This window comes from Flagellimonas sp. ABD4_174, assembly GCF_056160185.1.
This window is the reverse complement of record NZ_JBSWWP010000001.1, coordinates 186,864-204,016: the sequence shown is the minus strand read 5'-3', so window position 1 is coordinate 204,016 and position 17,153 is coordinate 186,864. Positions and strand designations below refer to the sequence as shown.

13 protein-coding genes are annotated in these 17,153 nt (G+C 41.9%); 2 read left to right on the top strand and 11 right to left on the bottom strand.

All coding sequences use genetic code 11. The annotated features are described in order from the left end of the window. Position 1: 1 nt before the first annotated feature. The 3 genes from ACXAFK_RS00865 to aspS form a co-directional block, all read right to left on the bottom strand. Positions 2-262, bottom strand: a complete 261-nt coding sequence (locus ACXAFK_RS00865) for a hypothetical protein (protein WP_474956486.1) — start codon at positions 260-262, stop codon at positions 2-4. After that, entirely contained in the window at positions 259-2,043 is a 1,785-nt protein-coding gene (locus ACXAFK_RS00860; protein ID WP_474956485.1) for a chloride channel protein, read from the bottom strand. Before ACXAFK_RS00860 ends, ACXAFK_RS00865 begins: the two co-directional genes overlap by 4 nt. Before the next feature lie 63 nt (positions 2,044-2,106). Further along, positions 2,107-3,855 carry an aspartate--tRNA ligase gene (aspS, locus tag ACXAFK_RS00855; protein ID WP_474956484.1) on the bottom strand — a complete coding sequence of 583 codons (1,749 nt, stop codon included), beginning with the start codon at positions 3,853-3,855 and terminating at the stop codon, positions 2,107-2,109. Positions 3,856-4,219: 364 nt separating this feature from the next. Here aspS and ACXAFK_RS00850 point away from each other — a divergent pair, with 364 nt between their 5' ends. Next, a complete protein-coding gene (locus ACXAFK_RS00850; RefSeq protein ID WP_224835798.1) occupies positions 4,220-4,570 on the top strand; it encodes a toxin-antitoxin system YwqK family antitoxin in 351 nt (116 codons plus the stop codon). A 64-nt stretch (positions 4,571-4,634) separates the two neighbouring features. Here ACXAFK_RS00850 and ACXAFK_RS00845 read toward each other — a convergent pair whose 3' ends face one another. From ACXAFK_RS00845 to ACXAFK_RS00820, 6 genes are all read right to left on the bottom strand, one after another. Next, positions 4,635-8,144 carry an efflux RND transporter permease subunit gene (locus ACXAFK_RS00845; protein WP_474956483.1) on the bottom strand — a complete coding sequence of 1,170 codons (3,510 nt, stop codon included), beginning with the start codon at positions 8,142-8,144 and terminating at the stop codon, positions 4,635-4,637. A gap of 18 nt (positions 8,145-8,162) precedes the next feature. Beyond that, entirely contained in the window at positions 8,163-9,335 is a 1,173-nt protein-coding gene (locus ACXAFK_RS00840; RefSeq protein ID WP_474956482.1) for an efflux RND transporter periplasmic adaptor subunit, read from the bottom strand. A gap of 19 nt (positions 9,336-9,354) precedes the next feature. Next, a complete protein-coding gene (locus ACXAFK_RS00835) occupies positions 9,355-10,686 on the bottom strand; it encodes a TolC family protein (RefSeq protein WP_224835795.1) in 1,332 nt (443 codons plus the stop codon). Then, entirely contained in the window at positions 10,687-11,292 is a 606-nt protein-coding gene (locus ACXAFK_RS00830; RefSeq protein WP_224835794.1) for a TetR/AcrR family transcriptional regulator, read from the bottom strand. It abuts the gene before it with no gap. 217 nt (positions 11,293-11,509) lie between these two features. Then, positions 11,510-11,944 carry a hypothetical protein gene (locus ACXAFK_RS00825; protein WP_474956481.1) on the bottom strand — a complete coding sequence of 145 codons (435 nt, stop codon included), beginning with the start codon at positions 11,942-11,944 and terminating at the stop codon, positions 11,510-11,512. Next, the gene (locus ACXAFK_RS00820) at positions 11,934-12,482 is read right to left on the bottom strand and encodes an RNA polymerase sigma factor (protein ID WP_474956480.1); all 549 of its coding nucleotides are present in this window, start codon (positions 12,480-12,482) and stop codon (positions 11,934-11,936) included. The genes ACXAFK_RS00825 and ACXAFK_RS00820 overlap by 11 nt, the downstream gene beginning before the upstream one ends. 176 nt (positions 12,483-12,658) lie before the next feature. Between ACXAFK_RS00820 and ACXAFK_RS00815 the strand changes: the two genes are divergently transcribed. Continuing rightward, positions 12,659-13,633: a polyprenyl synthetase family protein gene (locus ACXAFK_RS00815; protein ID WP_474958144.1), complete on the top strand. Its 975-nt coding sequence runs from the start codon at positions 12,659-12,661 to the stop codon at positions 13,631-13,633. On the opposite strand, the gene ACXAFK_RS00810 is transcribed toward ACXAFK_RS00815, so the two are convergent. Continuing rightward, positions 13,630-14,772: a lycopene cyclase family protein gene (locus tag ACXAFK_RS00810; protein ID WP_474956479.1), complete on the bottom strand. Its 1,143-nt coding sequence runs from the start codon at positions 14,770-14,772 to the stop codon at positions 13,630-13,632. The two genes, ACXAFK_RS00815 and ACXAFK_RS00810, sit on opposite strands and share 4 nt — an antisense overlap. 30 nt (positions 14,773-14,802) lie before the next feature. Further along, on the bottom strand, positions 14,803-17,064 hold the full coding sequence (locus ACXAFK_RS00805; protein ID WP_474956478.1) for a TonB-dependent receptor: 2,262 nt from the start codon (positions 17,062-17,064) through the stop codon (positions 14,803-14,805). Between the last annotated feature and the right edge of the window lie 89 nt (positions 17,065-17,153).

Here is a 17,153-nt window from a genome sequence, read left to right as displayed (position 1 = left end):
ATTATTGATTTTCAGATGATTTGCGCTCTTTTTCTTGCATTTTCTTAATATTTTCTTTGGTGAGCATGTAATCTTGCATGTTTTTCCCCTTACTCTCTTTAAAAAGGAATAGGGGCATGGCCACCAAAAAGAGCCCAACGGTACCTCCACCTATATACTTTGCCGCTTGTGGATGTCCTTCTTCGAGGGAAAGACCGAAGGCAATTGAACCCAAAGAGGCCAACATGATCAAAAAAATAATGTGTTTTAACTTGATTTTCATTGTGAATAATTGATCAATTTTCTGCGATACGCCGTCAATAGTTTGGATTTTGAGATAAAACCTTCGTATCTACCATTTTTAATGACAGGAAGGTTCCATGCGCCACTTAGCTGAAATTTTTGCATAACCTGTTTCATACTGTCCGTTTCGTAAAAGATAACCTCTGGCGGGGCATGCATCAAATTTTTAACAAAAACGGTGTCGTACATCTCGGTGTCGAACATCATTGGACGGATATCGTCCAAGACTATGATTCCGATCAATTTTCTATCATCGTTCAATACTGGAAACAAGTTTCTTTTGGATTTGGACACCGATTGATACAACATTTCTCCCAACGACATTTCTGCATGTACGGGCCTAAAGTTTTTTTCGATCACATTGTCCATTTCCATAAGTCCGAGAACCATCTGATCTTTATTGTGTGACAACAGCGCTCCTATCTTGGCCAATTCTTTGGTGTAAATGGTGTAATCCAGTGCGTTTTTTGTGATCAAGTAAGATATGGCCGCCGTAATCATCAGGGGAACAAAGAGCTGGTATCCCCCGGTTATTTCGGCGATAAGGAAAATGGCGGTCAATGGAGCATGGATTACACCGGAAATAAGACCTGCCATTCCAATTAGGGTAAAATTGCTTTCCGATACAGAAAAGCCCAAACCTAAATTATTGATTACTTTGGCTACGGCATTGCCCAAAGCACTTCCCATTACCATTGTAGGAATAAAAACTCCTCCCGCACCCCCTGCTGCTATGGTAGTGGTCATGGCTATGGCCTTAAAAATGGTTATCCCAAAAAGCAGGGCTATTACGACCCAAATATTTTGGGTAAATCCATCAAAAGGAGTAGTGCCCAGGGCTTTTTGGTGATTGCCGTCCAACAGGTTGTTAATAAATCCAAAACCCTCGCCATAGAGCGGGGGGATGGCGTAAAGCATGACCCCAATAGCCACTCCACCGACCAAGAGCTTGTATTTTGGACTTTTCAATTTTTTAAAAAGGGATAGAATGGCAAAGTACATTTTGGTGAAATATATGGAGGCCACACCCGTGCCAACCCCTAAAAGAACATAAAATGCCGTATCGTTTAGTTCAAAACCTTCGGAAAGGGAGAAATTGAACAAGACTTCGTTACCTAAAAAGAAATAGGAGGTCAATACCCCAGAAATCGATGCTAATAGCAAAGGCAACATGGACATCATGGTCAAATCCAAAGTGAAGATTTCCACGGCAAAAATGATGGCGGCAATAGGTGATTGAAAAATTGAGGCAATGGCCCCTGCCGAAGCGCATGCTACCAAAAGTGTTCGGGTCTTGGCATCTATGTGAAACAATCGGCTCAAATTGGAACTTACCGCAGACCCAGATTTTACGGCCGGTCCCAACAAACCCACGGACCCACCAAAACCAACGGTAAGCGGTGCGGTGATCAAAGGAGTGTAAATGTCCTTGATCCCAAGTAGTCCCTTTTTCTTGGAAAGTGAAAAAATAATGGAGGAAACAGCATGCTGTAACGGCTCTTTATGTACAAACTTTACATAGAGGTAGACCAAGGTCAAGCCAATTATAGGAAGGATAAAATACAACTGATTTTCTGATGAGACAATCCCTTTTTCTAAGAGCGATTCTATAAAGTAGGTGGAGTTTTTTACGGTTACCGCTACCAGTCCGGCCAAAAAACCTACGATCAGGCTCATTATTTGAATGAAGGTCCTGTTGGAGATATTTCTATATCGCCATTTAAGAAATTTGGTATACAGTTTTTTGTTGCTGTAGGGCATTGAGGTATATAATACTATTAAAAGTATTAAAAAATCCCGCTCATGGAACGGGATTTTGATTTATCATAGGTCCAATTTTAAATGGAGTTCTTTTAATTGCTCGTCATCTATGTTTGCTGGCGCATCGATCATTACATCCCGTCCACTGTTGTTTTTGGGGAAAGCAATAAAATCGCGAATGGTTTCTTGGCCACCCAGAATAGCTACCAATCTGTCAAGGCCAAATGCGATACCTCCATGGGGTGGAGCTCCATATTGAAAGGCATCCATTAAGAACCCAAATTGTGCTTTGGCTTCTTCTTGGGTAAAGCCCAAGTGTTTGAACATGGTTGCCTGTATTTCTTTGTCATAGATCCGAATGGAACCACCACCTATTTCGTTTCCGTTCAGCACCAAATCATAAGCATTGGCTTTTACTTCGCCCGGATTTGTTTCCAATAGTTCCAATTGTCCGGGTTTTGGAGAGGTAAATGGGTGGTGCATGGCGTGGTAGTCCCCAGTTTCTTTATCCAATTCCAATAACGGAAAATCTATTACCCACAATGGAGCGAACTCATCTGGTTTTCTTAGTCCCAATCGTTCGGCGAGCTCCATTCGCAATGCGCTCAATTGAGCTCGGGTTTCGTTGGTGTTGCCAGATAGCACACAGATAAGGTCTCCTGGTTTTGCTCCGGTCGTTTGGGCCCAATTGGCAAGATCGTCTTGGTCATAGAACTTGTCCACGGATGATTTGTAGGTGCCATCATCATTACATTTAACGTAGACCATTCCTTTAGCGCCTACCTGTGGGCGCTTGACCCAATCAATTAGCCCGTCTATTTCTTTTCGGGTATAGGAAGCAGCTCCCGGAACGGCGATACCAACCACCAGTTCTGCGGAATTGAATACATTAAAATCCTTATGTTGTGCCACTTTGTTCAGTTCTCCGAACTGCATGCCAAATCGAATGTCGGGTTTGTCGTTACCATATAATCGCATGGCATCGTCATAGGAAATGCGAGGAAACTCATCTACTTCTACACCCTTGATCTCTTTTAAAAGATGTTTCGTTAGTCCTTCAAAAGTATTCAGGATATCTTCTTGTTCCACAAATGCCATTTCACAGTCTATTTGTGTGAACTCAGGCTGACGGTCGGCACGGAGATCTTCGTCCCTAAAACATTTTACAATCTGAAAATACTTGTCCATTCCCCCGACCATGAGCAACTGCTTAAATGTTTGTGGGGATTGAGGCAGGGCGTAGAATTGTCCTTCATTCATACGGCTGGGCACCAAAAAATCCCTGGCGCCTTCTGGGGTGGACTTGATCAAATATGGGGTTTCAATGTCGATAAAACCTTGGTCGGAAAGGTATTTTCGAACTTCCATGGAAACCTTATGCCTAAAAATAAGTTTGTTCTTTACCGGGTTTCTACGAATATCCAAGTATCGGTATTTCATTCGGATGTCCTCTCCGCCATCGGTCTCATCTTCAATGGTAAATGGAGGGAGTAGGGAATGGTTCAGCACGGTAAGTTCGGTGACAAGCACTTCAATTTCACCTGTGGGAATATTGGGGTTTTTTGAGGCACGTTCGATTACCTCGCCCTTTGCTTGGATTACGGTTTCACGACCCAGCTCGCGGGCTTGTTCCAAAAGTGTATTGGACGAACGTTCTTCATCAAAAACCAATTGGGTGATACCATATCTATCACGAAGATCTACCCAAGCAACAAAGCCTTTGTCGCGTACTTTGTGGACCCAACCGCTTAAAATTACTTCTGAACCTATATCCGATGCCCTTAATGCACCACAAGTATTACTTCTGTACATGTTACCTAGTATAAGAGCGCAAATTTAATAGTAATGTGCGTATTTTAAAGGGGATATGTGGATTTTCTGATGGAAGTATTTTTTTGGACCCAAATAGAGCTGACCAGATCAATTTTACGTAACATTAAATTAACATTAGAATAGATTCTTGAGTAATATTAAGGGGATTAAAGGTTAAAATGTTCGATAATCAGGGGTGTTACCCGTAATTGACGATATCGTAAAACACTGAAATACAGATAATAAAGACTTTAAAGTTAATTTAATGTAAACAAAAAGTTATGTAAAAGTGTATTTAAAGTAAAATTTAAGTAACTTTGTATCGTTATCATTAAGTACTAACAATATTAAAATCCCATAAAATATGAAAAAAGCAGTATTATTTTTGGCGGTGATGTTTGCGGTTAGCGTATCGGCTCAAGATACAAAGCCGACCTTTGAAAAAATGGGAAAAATGGTGAAAGCCACTTATTTTCATGACAATGGCGAAATTGCCCAGACCGGTTATATGTTGAACGGAAAGTTACATGGTGATTGGGTAATGTTCAATGTTCAAGGTAAAAAAATTGCCACCGGCCAATACGAAAACGGACAAAAGACCGGAAAATGGTTTTTTTGGCAGAACGATGTGTTAAGTGAGGTCGATTTTACGGACAATCGTATTGCCCAAGTAAAGAATTGGAGCCAAGGCGATGCCGTTACGGTCAACCAATAATTTAAAATCAGTGTTTAAAAAAAGCGGCGGCCAAATTTGGCCGCCGCTTTTTTATTGTATCTCTTTAAGTTTGCTCGGGAATTGGTGTTTGTTTACGATCTTGTTTTTTTAATCTGCCGTTTCGAATTTTGATCTTAAGTTTGTAGACCAAACTGAACAGGATAGGCACCACTACCAATGTTAAGAAGGTAGCTACCAACAGACCGTAAATTACCGTCCATGCCAAAGGTCCCCAGAATATTACATTGTCCCCACCAAAATATATGTTGGGATTGAACTCGCTCATTAAGGTAAAAAAGTTAATGTTGAATCCTGTGGCCAATGGTATTAGACCTAAAATTGTGGTGATGGCCGTAAGTAATACAGGTCTAAGCCTTGCTTTTCCGCCTTTGATCACCGCTTCCATTAAATCTTCGGACTCCAATAAATCTTCTTCTTCAAGTCCCAGCTTTACTTTTCTTCTGTCGATCAACAGTTGGGTGTAGTCCAACAGCACCACACCGTTATTCACTACAATACCCGCAAGGGAGATAATCCCCATCATGGTCATCATAATAACAAATGCGCTGCCTGTGGCAACAATTCCACCAAAAACCCCGATCAAGCTTAGGAATATCGCCAACATAATAATACCTGGCTTGCTTATGGAGTTGAACTGGAAAATCAGAATAAAAAAGATAAGTCCAAGACCGGTGAAAAATGCACCCATTAAAAAAGCCATCTGCTTGTTTTGTTCCTCGATCTGTCCGGTATAATCTATTTTGATATCACTTGGAAGATTCTCAAAATCGTTCATTTCCTCTTGTATTTTTCCAACAATCGCCCCCGCATCCGTATACCCCGATGCCAAAGCCGAGTACACGGTAACCACGCGTTTTACATCGCGGTGCTTAATGGCACTGAACCCGGTGCTATTGGTTTGTTTGGTGACCGCTGAAATAGGAACCTCCTTGATCTGCCCGCTGGAAGGGTCTCTAAAAGTTATTCGTTGGTTGAACAGGGCACTGGTGTTGTACCTGTCATCTTTGTTGAACCGCACATAAATATCATAATCCTCGCCCCCTTCTTTATAGATTCCTGCCTTGGAACCAAAAATGGAGCTTCGCAGTTGTTGGCCCACCTGCCCGGTGGCAACCCCTAACTCACCTGCTTTTTTGCGGTCCACTTGAACCAAAAGGGAAGGTTTGGATTTGTTAACGTCGATTTTTAATTCATCTATACCCGGAATATTTCGAGAGTTGATAAAGTTTCGCATGCGTTCCGCTGTGGTGATCAGCTCCGTATAATCCTCACCTTCCAATTCTATGTTGATGGGATAACCTACTGGAGGTCCTACCGCATCCTTTTCTACAGAAATGGCAACACCAGGATAAACATCTTTTAGCGCTGTCTGCACTTTTTTGAGCAACTCCTCACTATCTGCTCCTTCACGGTACTTAAATTCTCGGAATGTAGCGGTAATTTTACCCCTGTTAGGCATTTCGGCACTGGAACCACCATCGGTTTGTGGGTTACCGGCGCCTTCCCCTACTTGAGATACCGCACTTTCGGTCATAAAATTATAATCACCGTTCATGTAGGCTTCCGACTGGATTATATCGTACACCTTGCCCTCAATGTCTTTGGTGATCTTATTGGTTTTTTCGATATCTGTACCTTCCGGGTATTCGATATACACAATAATTTGATTGGGCTTGTTGTCGGGAAAGAATTCTACTTTGGTCCGTTGGCTTCCTACCGATGCGCCAAATCCTGCAAACGCTATCAAAAGCAATACAAAAGTGATGATCGAAATAAAGATAGGTTTTCTCCCAGATAAGGCATACCGTAAGGTTTTTTCGTACATTCTTTCCCAATTGGGCAGGATCTTATTCTGAAAAGTATTGGCCCAATTTCTAAGAAACAGGCGATAGATCCAGAGCATAATGGCGGTTACCACCATTAAAGTCCCCAATGATCGATATGCTCCTCCAAAAATAATGATGAGTATTCCGATCACCGAGATGATAGAAGTGATCCGAATGATCTGCTTTAATGGCATTTCCTTGTCTTCGGTGGTCATGTATCGGGATACCAATACCGAGTTGAAGAAGATGGCCACAAAAAGGGATGAACCTAAAACCACGGAAAGCGTTATGGGGAAATATTTCATAAACTGCCCCATGATCCCTGGCCATAGACCGAGCGGAACAAATGCCGCTACTGTGGTCAATGTGGATATAATAATGGGAAAAGCGATCTCGCCTATTCCTTTTTTCGCCGCTTCTATCCGAGGCATTTTTTCCTCATCCATGAGTCGGTAAATGTTCTCTACGACCACAATACCGTTGTCCACCAACATACCTAGTCCCATGATCAAACCAAAAAGGATCATGGTGTTCATGGTATACCCCATTACATCCAGGATCATTAGCGACATAAACATGGACATTGGGATGGCAAAACCTACGAACAGGGCATTTTTAAATCCTAAGAAGAACATCAATACCGTTACCACCAATATGATCCCGAAGATGATGTTGTTCACCAAATCATCCACCTGACCAATGGTCTTGGAGGACTGGTCGTTGGCGATGGTAACTTTAAGGTCTTGTGGAAATTCGTTTTCTATGGCATCCTCTACAATTACTTTGATCTGGTCAACCGCGGCCACCATGTTTTTTCCGGAACGTTTTTTTACATCTAGCATTACCACGGGTTCGCCAAATTCACGTGCGTAGGTTGTTTTATCCTCTTCTTTAAACGAAATTTTGGCAATGTCCTTTAGGTAAATGGGGTTTCCATTTTCCGATTTTACCACAAAGTCCCGTAGGTCCTGGGGTTTGTCTATTTCTCCTACAATTCTGATGGTTCGGCGTTGTCCACTGGCAATTAGGTTACCTGCGGATGTGGTTAGGTTTTCGTTGTTGATGCTATTGATCACATCGTTAAAGCTCACTTTTGCCGCCATCATTTTATAGATGTCCACGGCAACCTCCACCTCTTTTTCTTGGGCACCTCGAATATCTACTTGTTTGATTTCTTGGAGACCTTCTATCTCATCTTCCAGATATTCCCCATACTCCTTTAGTTTTTCAATGGGGTAATCTCCGGAGATGTTGATGTTAAGGATGGGCATTTCTTCGGAAAGACTAAGATCGAATACGTTTGGCTCGACCTTGGCACCGTTAAATGTGGGCCAATCTTCGCCAGCGGTCTTGGAATCTACTTCGTCTTTTACCTTTTGCAGGGCAGCTTCTACGGAGATGTTCTCATCAAACTCAACAATGATCATGGAATAATCCTCCTGCGATGTAGAGGTGATTTCCACTAGATTGCTTACGGTCTTGAGCTCGTCCTCCAAAGGATCCGTAATCAGTTTTTCGATATCCTCTGCGGTGTTGCCCGGGTAAATGGAACTAATGTAAATCTTGGTTTCCTTTACTTCGGGGAAACTTTCCCTGGGCATACTAAAGTATGCCATACCGCCCAGAATAAGGATAACCAAAATTAGCACATACATTGTGGTCTGGTTATCTATGGCCCATGACGACAGCCCAAATTCCTTGTCTACGCTTTTCTTTTGTTTGCTCATAGTCTGTACTTTGGCTGTCTAGCTATTTTTTATATTCACTTGTTGCCCTTCTTTTACGCTTCTGGCACCTTCGTCTATTATCGAATCACCTTCGTTGATGCCGGAGAGTACTTCTACGTAATCGCCTTGTGTTTTTCCTGTTTTTATGACCACTTTTTTGGCCACTGGATTATTCTCAACGGAATCCGCGGCTACCAACAACACATATTGTTCTCCATCCGCATTTTCGGATAATATACTTTGTGGGATCAAAATGGCATTTTCGCTGGTATAATCGTTGATCATTACACGTGCGGTAAGGTTCGGTTTTATTTTGCCATCGTGACTTGGCACGGGGATTTCTGCGGTAAACGAACGGTTGCTGGGGTTTATAAAATTACCGGTCTGTCTAATTTTTGTGTTAACGCTATCGCCCAGTACCGGGAAATATACTTTTACATCTTTTCCTGGGGTTACGTTTTGCAAATGGCTTTCCGGTACTTCAACTTCGATGTACATATTGGATAGATTTACTATGCGGAATACCTCGGAACCTGGACCTGGGCTTACCACTGTGCCCTGATCTTTGATCACGTCGTCTATAATTCCTGTAAAAGGGGCCCGTATACTGGATTTGCCGACCTGACTTTCCATTTGTTTTACGGCACTTTGTTGCGCTTCGTAATTGGTTTTTGCCTGTAGGTATTGTATTTCGGAACCAATGTTCTGTTCCCACAGTCTTTTTTGGCGTTCAAAAGTGGTTTTGCTCAATTCGGCCTGTGTTCTAAGTTGTGCCAATTGGCTGGATAAGCCTCCATCATCAATAGTGGCCAATAGCTGTCCCTTGGTTACTTTTTGTCCTTCCTTTACATACACTTTGTTCAGTGTTCCGGACATTTCTGGATAAATAAGTACATTTTGCTTGGTCATTACATCTCCTTGTAATTCCAGGTAATGATCAAACCTTTGAGGATGTACTTCTATGGTGGTCACCAATGGTAACTTGGCAGAACCATCCAACAGTGCAATGGCGGAATCCAAGGATTTTAATTGGCTCTCCAACGCTTTCTTTTCTATTGAAATTTCGGCATGCTTGGCACGGATTACCTCAACATCTTGGCTGCTAAGTGCTTTCTCCAAAGATTTGTTGCCATTGCCCCCGCATGAAGCCAAAACCGCTGCGGTTAGTGTTATATATATTGCTTTTTTCATGATGGAATGGTTTTCTTTATTATTTGTTTATGATGTTTTCCAATTCGGTCTTTTTGTTGATTACATCGACCATGGATTGCAAATACTCCTGTTGGCTGGAATATAATTGTGTCTGCGCCTGTCTCAGTTCAAAACTGGTGGCCAATCCTTCGGAATATTTTATTTGATTTTTTTTCTCGATACGCTCGGCCAGTTCCAGGTTGTCCTTGGAGGTGCCATATTGCTCTATGGCAAGGATATAATCACTTTTGGCACTTTCCAATTGTAGACGTATCTGTGCTTGAGCTTCTGTAAATTGTGTTTTGGCCTTGTCCAAGGCAATTTTGGCACGCTGTGTGCCCGCACTTCTTTTAAAAGAACTAAAAATGGGAATATTGAGGTCTATCCCTAAAATGGATGATCCGAACCATTGCTGCCCGCTATTTAAAAAATTAAAACTATCGCTAAAAGAGTTTCCGCCATAGTTTACAAAGGCGTTCAATGTGGGCAAGGCATAACTTTTAGCCAATTTTAGCTCCAACTCTCTTTGTTCGTTAAGGTTCTGTGCCATTTTGTAATCTACATTGTTTTCTATATCGAATGGGGTATCGATCAGGGCAAGGTCAATTTGTTTTTGGGTAAGGTCGTCCAAATTCTCGCTCAGTATGGTTGGGGTATCTATCGGGAGTCCCAATACAAGGTTGAGCATTTGGAGTGTTATCTTCTCCATTCGACGGGCATTTTTGAGTTGATTGTCCACGGTGGATAGTGTAATCTGCAATTGATCCACACTTTCTTCGTCACCAAGACCATTTTCATAAATACGTTTGGTTTCGTAGAGGTTTTCCTCCAATGTGGCTTTGTTCCTTTCGGAGATCAATACACTTTCTTGTGCCAATAGAACGTTGCCATAGGCCTCTACTACCGACTTCCTTACTTCCAGTTCGGTTTTCTCCTTGTTGTTCTGGCTATACTCCAAAAATGTTTTGGTGGCTTGTACTCCTACGATGTATGATCCGTCAAAAATTTGCTGTGTCAAGGTAGCTGTTGCCGACATGGATTGTGCCTGACCAAACACCACTTCTTGAAATGTGCCGGGTTCTCCACCAAAAAACTCGGCGGGAATCTGTGATACGGGTTGTTTTAACTGGTTCTGATAGCTAACGGCACCATTGATCTGGGGAAGTCCTGTAGCAATGGTTTCCCATTTTTGTTTTTGCGCATCCAGGACATCTCTTTCGGCATTCTGGGCACTGTAGTTATGCTCCAATGCATGTGCAATGGCCTGATCCAGGCTAAAGCTTGGCGGTGCATCTTGAGCAGATGCCAGCCAAGACATTATAAATAACAGGCTGAATAACGTTTTTCGCATTTATTCTTTGTTTGAATTGATGATTGAATTGAGTATTTTTCTTCCCTCGGGGGTTACAATGCCCCTTAAGTGATATTCTAAATAGAGATCTAGTATTTCGGCTTTACTAAATATTTCTGTGGGAAACATGCTGTTGTCCTTGATACTGGTAATGCCCATAAAGTAAATTCTGGAAACAAATTCCACGTTAAGGTTGTCTCTATAAATGCCCAGTTCCATGCCACGTTTCACATTGTCGGCTACACAGCGATGGGTGCTTTCGAATTGGATTTCTTTAAGGGCCGAGTGTATTTTTGGGTAATATTTTTGGAGCTGGTACAATGGTGATGATTTTTCATCTTTTAAATGGGTCATTACAAACCTCTTGATCTCATACAGCTCCTCAATAGGGTTCTTTTGTAAGCTCACGATATCGTCTATGCCACAGACAATAAAATCGGACATGGCCATTGCGGTTTGTTGTACCAGATCGGTTTTGTTTTTGTAATGGGAATAGATCGTTTTTTTGGAAATGCCCATTTCGTGCGCCAAATCGTCCATGGTAACGCTCTTAAACCCTAGGTTTAAGAACATTTCGGTCGCTTTCTGAATTATTTTTTCCCTCATAATCAGGGGCAAAGTTAAACACGGAAACTTTAAAAACAAAAAAAGTTTCCTTGGTTTTACAATTATTTAACGATGGATTGTCTATTTGTTATAATCGGGGTCCTTGCTGGCAATAACCAATGGGCTCAGTTGCGTATTCTTTTTGGAGCTGTCGCTAGAAACATGTCCCAGTCTCCAAAAAAAAGGGCTAAAACGTAACACGTATTTTTTCTTTTCCTTACTCTTCTTTTGTTGTACCATGATTTTCGTTTTTGATTTTTTCTACATAGGCTTTAAAAGCTTCTTCGCCTTCTTCTCTCCAGTATTGATCGTAATGCTTCCATTCATCAAAATCCCTTCTCCATGTTGCACATTTATGCGAAGACCTTAATTTCTTTTTATGGGAGGATTTGCCTTTGCCTTTGCTGCCTCCACCTCCAAAGCCGAACAGAAGTTTAGCCAACACAAAAATGCCCAACGCTTGCCAGTAGGTTACTGTTCCCGTGCCGAACAGGTCGGGCATAAGCCAGTTCCATAAAAGCATTAATACATAATTGGCCAAAAGGAAGAGGATTCCTCCAAGAACGATTATTGCCAAAATCTTCACTCCTTTTTTGACATATTTTTCCACCTTTTTTTCTACTTGTTTTTCAAACACTTGATTAGTTTCCATATTCAGGTTCTTTTATTTTTTCTAATTTTTTTGATAGCTCCGACATGGCCCTGTGCCTTCTGGACATTAAAGTGCCTGCCGGTATTCCGGTTCTTTCTGCAATCTGTTTATAATTGTATCCTTCAAAATCTATGGCGATCACAATGTCGCGGTACACGGGTTTAAGGTCTTCCACGGCCTTTTTTAGGGCCTGCTCCATTTCTGTGGAATAACTATTGTCCGCATCTCCGTAGAAAAACTCCGCAAATTCCCTCCATTGCCTGTCGATTTCTTCGCTGGGGAGTTTTTTCTCTTTTTTACCTCGCATAATATCAATGATCCTGTTCCGTATAGCATTGTAAACAAACCCGCCCACATTGGTTATGGGAATGGCATCCTCGGGCCGGGAAAATATCCGTAGGGCAACATCTTGTACAATATCTTCTGCGTCCTGTTCCGATGTATCCCTGATCTTGGATTTTACATAAGACCGCAACGAACCATACTCCTCGTTAAAAAAGGTGGTCAAATTGTTATGGTTGTCGTTTTTGGCTGCCATTCGGTCAAATCAGGTTGCGCTACATCTATAGAGACGATGAAAAAATTTTCTATTGCAGTATTTCTATATTTTTTTAAATCCTGTTTATGTCAAATGCGTTTACCCTAAACCGGATTTTGGGTTGGGCCTTTGGCCAAAATCAATTTTTTGAGCGTATTTTTGGCCCCATGTCAGATATCAATATCATTAGTAAGTATAGAGAGCAGTTTGTTACGCATCTCCAAGCCAGAACACAAATTACGGACCCACGGAATTTGTACGAACCGATCCAGTATATTCTGGGATTGGGCGGTAAACGATTACGCCCAATACTTGCCCTGATGACGGCCGAAGCATTTGGGGGCAAGGCCGAAAAAGCAATGGATGTTGCTTTGGCCATTGAGATGTTCCACAACTTCTCCTTGGTTCACGATGATATTATGGATGATGCCCCGTTACGACGGGGAAAGATTACGGTTCACGAAAAATGGGATATAAATACTGGAATTCTCTCTGGAGATGCTATGTTGATACTGTCCTATCAGTTTTTTGAGGGCTACCCGGTAAAAACCTATTTCGAGCTCACTAAATTATTCAGCAAAACCGCTTTGGAAGTATGCGAAGGCCAACAATACGATGTTGATTTTGAGACACGGGACGATGTGACCATCCCCGAATACTTAAAAATGATCGAGTATAAAACCTCCGTTTTGGTCGCTGCGGCCATGAAGATGGGGGCAATCGTTGCAGATGCGGACCCAAAAGACGCCGATGCCATTTACGAGTTCGGAAGAAACTTGGGGATCGCTTTTCAGTTACAGGACGATTTTTTGGATGCCTTTGGCAACCCGGAGACCTTTGGAAAACAGATAGGCGGGGATATTATAGAAAACAAGAAGACCTATTTATACCTAAAGGCACTCCAAGGCGCCACCAAAGATGATAAAGAAGGCTTGTTGCACCTATATTCCATTAAACCTGAGGATTCCTCGACAAAAGTAGAGGCAGTGAAAACCATATTTGAGGAAAGTGGAGCGGTCGAAGAAACCAGGAAGGCCATAAAAAAGTATACACAAATGGCATTCCGTGCATTGGACGAAACCAAACTGCCGGAACAAAGTAAGGTGCTGCTACAACAATTTGGGGAAAGTTTAATGGAAAGGACTGTTTAAAACAATCGTTTAAACAAAGCTCTTATAAAAGGTAATGGTCGAGGAGCCGTTACAATCTGCAGTTCTTCCCAAATATTGGTCTCATTTTCCAGAAATTTTAGTATTAAGGATGCCTTTCTTCTTTTGAACATGGATTCAAAAATCTCGTGTCCATAATGGTTGTGTTCAAATAAAATATCCAACAGAAGCATGTCGTAAAACAAAAACCTGTTTTTTTGATAGAAACCGGACAATGGCTCTCCCGATTTCAAATATTCGACCAACTTGGGCACCTGCTTTGCAGTGTTGTAAAAAGTATAGCCCGTACTGGGTTTTGCCCATCCACCAGCAATGCCGATATTAAAAACACGATCGGTGTTGTTTTTATGGAACGGGTAGCAGGTCATGGGAATGCTTCCATATTCCGTTTCTGTTACACGGTAGTCAATATCACCAAAATTATCTTTAATATATGCTTTTATGGCATCCTCATACTCATATTTTTCCAATAGATTGGCGGAGAAAAGTGTGTATTCCAATAAAGCCTCGTTTTTTGAAAAGGGAAGCACGTACATAAATCGGGTATTCCCTTTTTGGGGCACGGAAAAATCCATAAAAGTCGCCTCTTTACTATTAAATACCGACTGTTTGGTTTTAATTTGCCACCCTACAAAATGTTGCTGTAAAACTGGGTATTTCTGTTGTTGTAGTGGAATGGACGGATTATAAAGACTGGAAAATACCGTTTGTCCGCCAAATTTTTGAGAAGAAGTGGTCACTAAGACCTCATGCTCTTGCTCTTCAATCTGTTGCACTTCTTCCTGAATCCAAGTAATGTTGGGGTAGGCTTTTACCTTTGGTAAAAAGTAATTGTAGAAGTCAATACCGCGGAGCATTTTGTATGTGTACGGGGCAATTGAAGTTGATTTTTGAAGCTGCTGCCCGCCCACATGGATTGAATTCCATGTTTTATGGATGAGATGGTCGAATTCACCTTTGCCACGTTCCCAAAAGCACCAAGTACGATCGTTTGTTGTTTTGTCCTCCTTATCCAGCACCAAAATGGATTTGGAAGCAAAGAACGCATCTTTGCCCAGGGCATTTGCAAGCAAAAGGCCGGAGGCTCCTGCACCTATAATAATGTAGTCGAAGTGGGGCATGGGTTTAAAGATAACCAAACTTTCTTCACCCTAAAAAACAGTATACCTTAAACCAAAGAACCCACGGATGCCCTGGTTGGGACCGTAAACATAACTGGGATCAAAAGTAAGGGCATAAGGGTTGTTGGGAGTGGCCACAGCATTACCATTGCCATCAAAGGTGACTTCTTTATCGAATGGGTCGTTGGCCCGTGCAATAATAAACGGATTACCTCGGTTCGGGGTCCAATCCAAAAGATTTTTTATGCCTCCATAAAACTCGAAATTGGAAAGACCCTTGTAGGTAAATTGGATATTCTGAATGCTCCAAGTCGGGGAATATTCATTCCTGGGATCCAACTCCCCCAGTAACGGTAATCGCATAGGGCCATATAAATTCCCTGTATAGTCAACAGTTAAATTGAGCTGGCGAAAACTATAGGTAATGCCCCAAGTAGCGGTAATACTTTCGGTAAGGATCTGTTGTTGGCTAATGCCGTTTTCTGTGCTGCTGACATCTTGCCACGTTGCACCGGCCATAAGTTTAAGGCCACTTGGTAAAGCGATGTCCAAATTGGCACTGATTCCCTGCGAAACGGATTTGCCATCAAGGTTATCGTATATAATCTGGTTGGGATTGGTTTCATAGTCGGGTAGGATTACATTGGAAAACCTGGTGTAGAATGCAGAGGCATCGATCCCCACAAAAGTTCCGTTATTGCTATAAATTTTCTTTAAATAGTTGAGGTTCAGGTTAACCGATCTTTCGGGCTTTAGTTCTTCGGTTATTATAACCTCCCTTGATCCGGTAAGAGCAGCATGATCTTCGGTAAATAGGTTCACAACCCGAAAACCAGTGCCTGCGTTTACACGAAATATATCGTTATCGGAAATCTTCCATTTGTAAGCGGCCCTCGGCGTAAAAATATTTCCATGTCGCCTATCGTAATCATATCGTAATCCAGCCAAAAATGAATGTTTGGGAGCAAACGAGTATTCATCCTGGGCAAAAAGACTGGGAATCCAAATATTATCAGCTTTTATGGTAGCCGGAGTATTGTCATCGTAATAATTGTATCTAACGGCACTGCCGAACAATAGGTCGTGATTTCCGGCGGTTTTGTCCCAAGTCAACTGGGCAAAACCTATGCGTTGATCCGCTAAATACTCAGTGTCGCCATATACCGAGTTCTGGTTGTGGTCGTTGTAGGAAAACGATAAAAGAAATTTTTCCTCAACAGGCAATTGATATTTTCCCAAAACTTCCCACCTACGCGTGTAAATACTTTCCCCATAAATTTCGTCGCCGCCTCGGAACTCTGGTGTCCATTGCATTTCGCCGCCCCAGCGATCCTCATAGAAAAAACGTCCGGCTAAAGAAAACAATCGGTTGTTTGCGCGCTTAAAGTTCCATTTTTGAAAGATTGAAATACGATCTTGAAGGGTAACATCTGTAAAATTATCATTGTTGTTATCGATCGGGTTATCATAATTAAAGTAATTAACGCCCAAAAGCAGGTCTGTTTTTTTACCGATACCGATTCTGCTTCCAATGTCCAAGTTGTACTCGCCCCAGCCTGTGGCAAAGGCATCGGCAAAAAATTCGGGAGCGCTCAAGGCATTTTTTGTGATGATGTTGATCAATCCACCGACCGCTTCACTACCATAAAGTGAGGAAGCCGGACCTTTTACGATTTCAATTTGCTCAATAAGGGTGTTGGGAATACCTGTTAAACCGTACACAGTACCCAAGCCGCTCACAATGGGCATGCCATCGATAAGCACAAGGGTGTACGGCCCTTCCAATCCGTTTATGTGGATGTCGCCCGTGTTGCATACGTTACAATTGATCTGTGGGCGAACCCCGTTCACATTTTGAAGCGCATCGAACACACTGGCTGTTGGGTTCTTTTTTAAAAAAGTAGGGGAGTAAACCTCTACTGGAACAGGGCTTTCCAATCGACTAACGGGTTTTAGGGTGCCTGTTACCACAGTTTCTTCAAGATTCTGTGCCGATGCTTCGAGCCGTATGTTGATGGTTTTAGATTCGTTTTGACCCAAACTGATCGTGGTTTCGTAGGGCAAATACCCTAAAGAAGTAACCAGCAATATATAGTCTCCTGGCGGAATAGCTGTAATCTCATATAGGCCGTCAATATCGGTGGCCGTGCCCATTTTGGTCCCCTTGAGTATAATATTCGCCAAAGGTAAAGGTTCGCCGTTATCCGAAACAGTGCCACTTATGGATGCTGTTTGAGAGAATCCTAGCATTCCAAGTAATCCAATTATAAATAAAGTAACGTGTTTGCACATGTTTTTATGGTTGTATAAATATAAATTTAGACAAAACTAAAAATAGATTTTGTCAAATAAAAATGTATTTTTGAAAAAATATTTTTTTG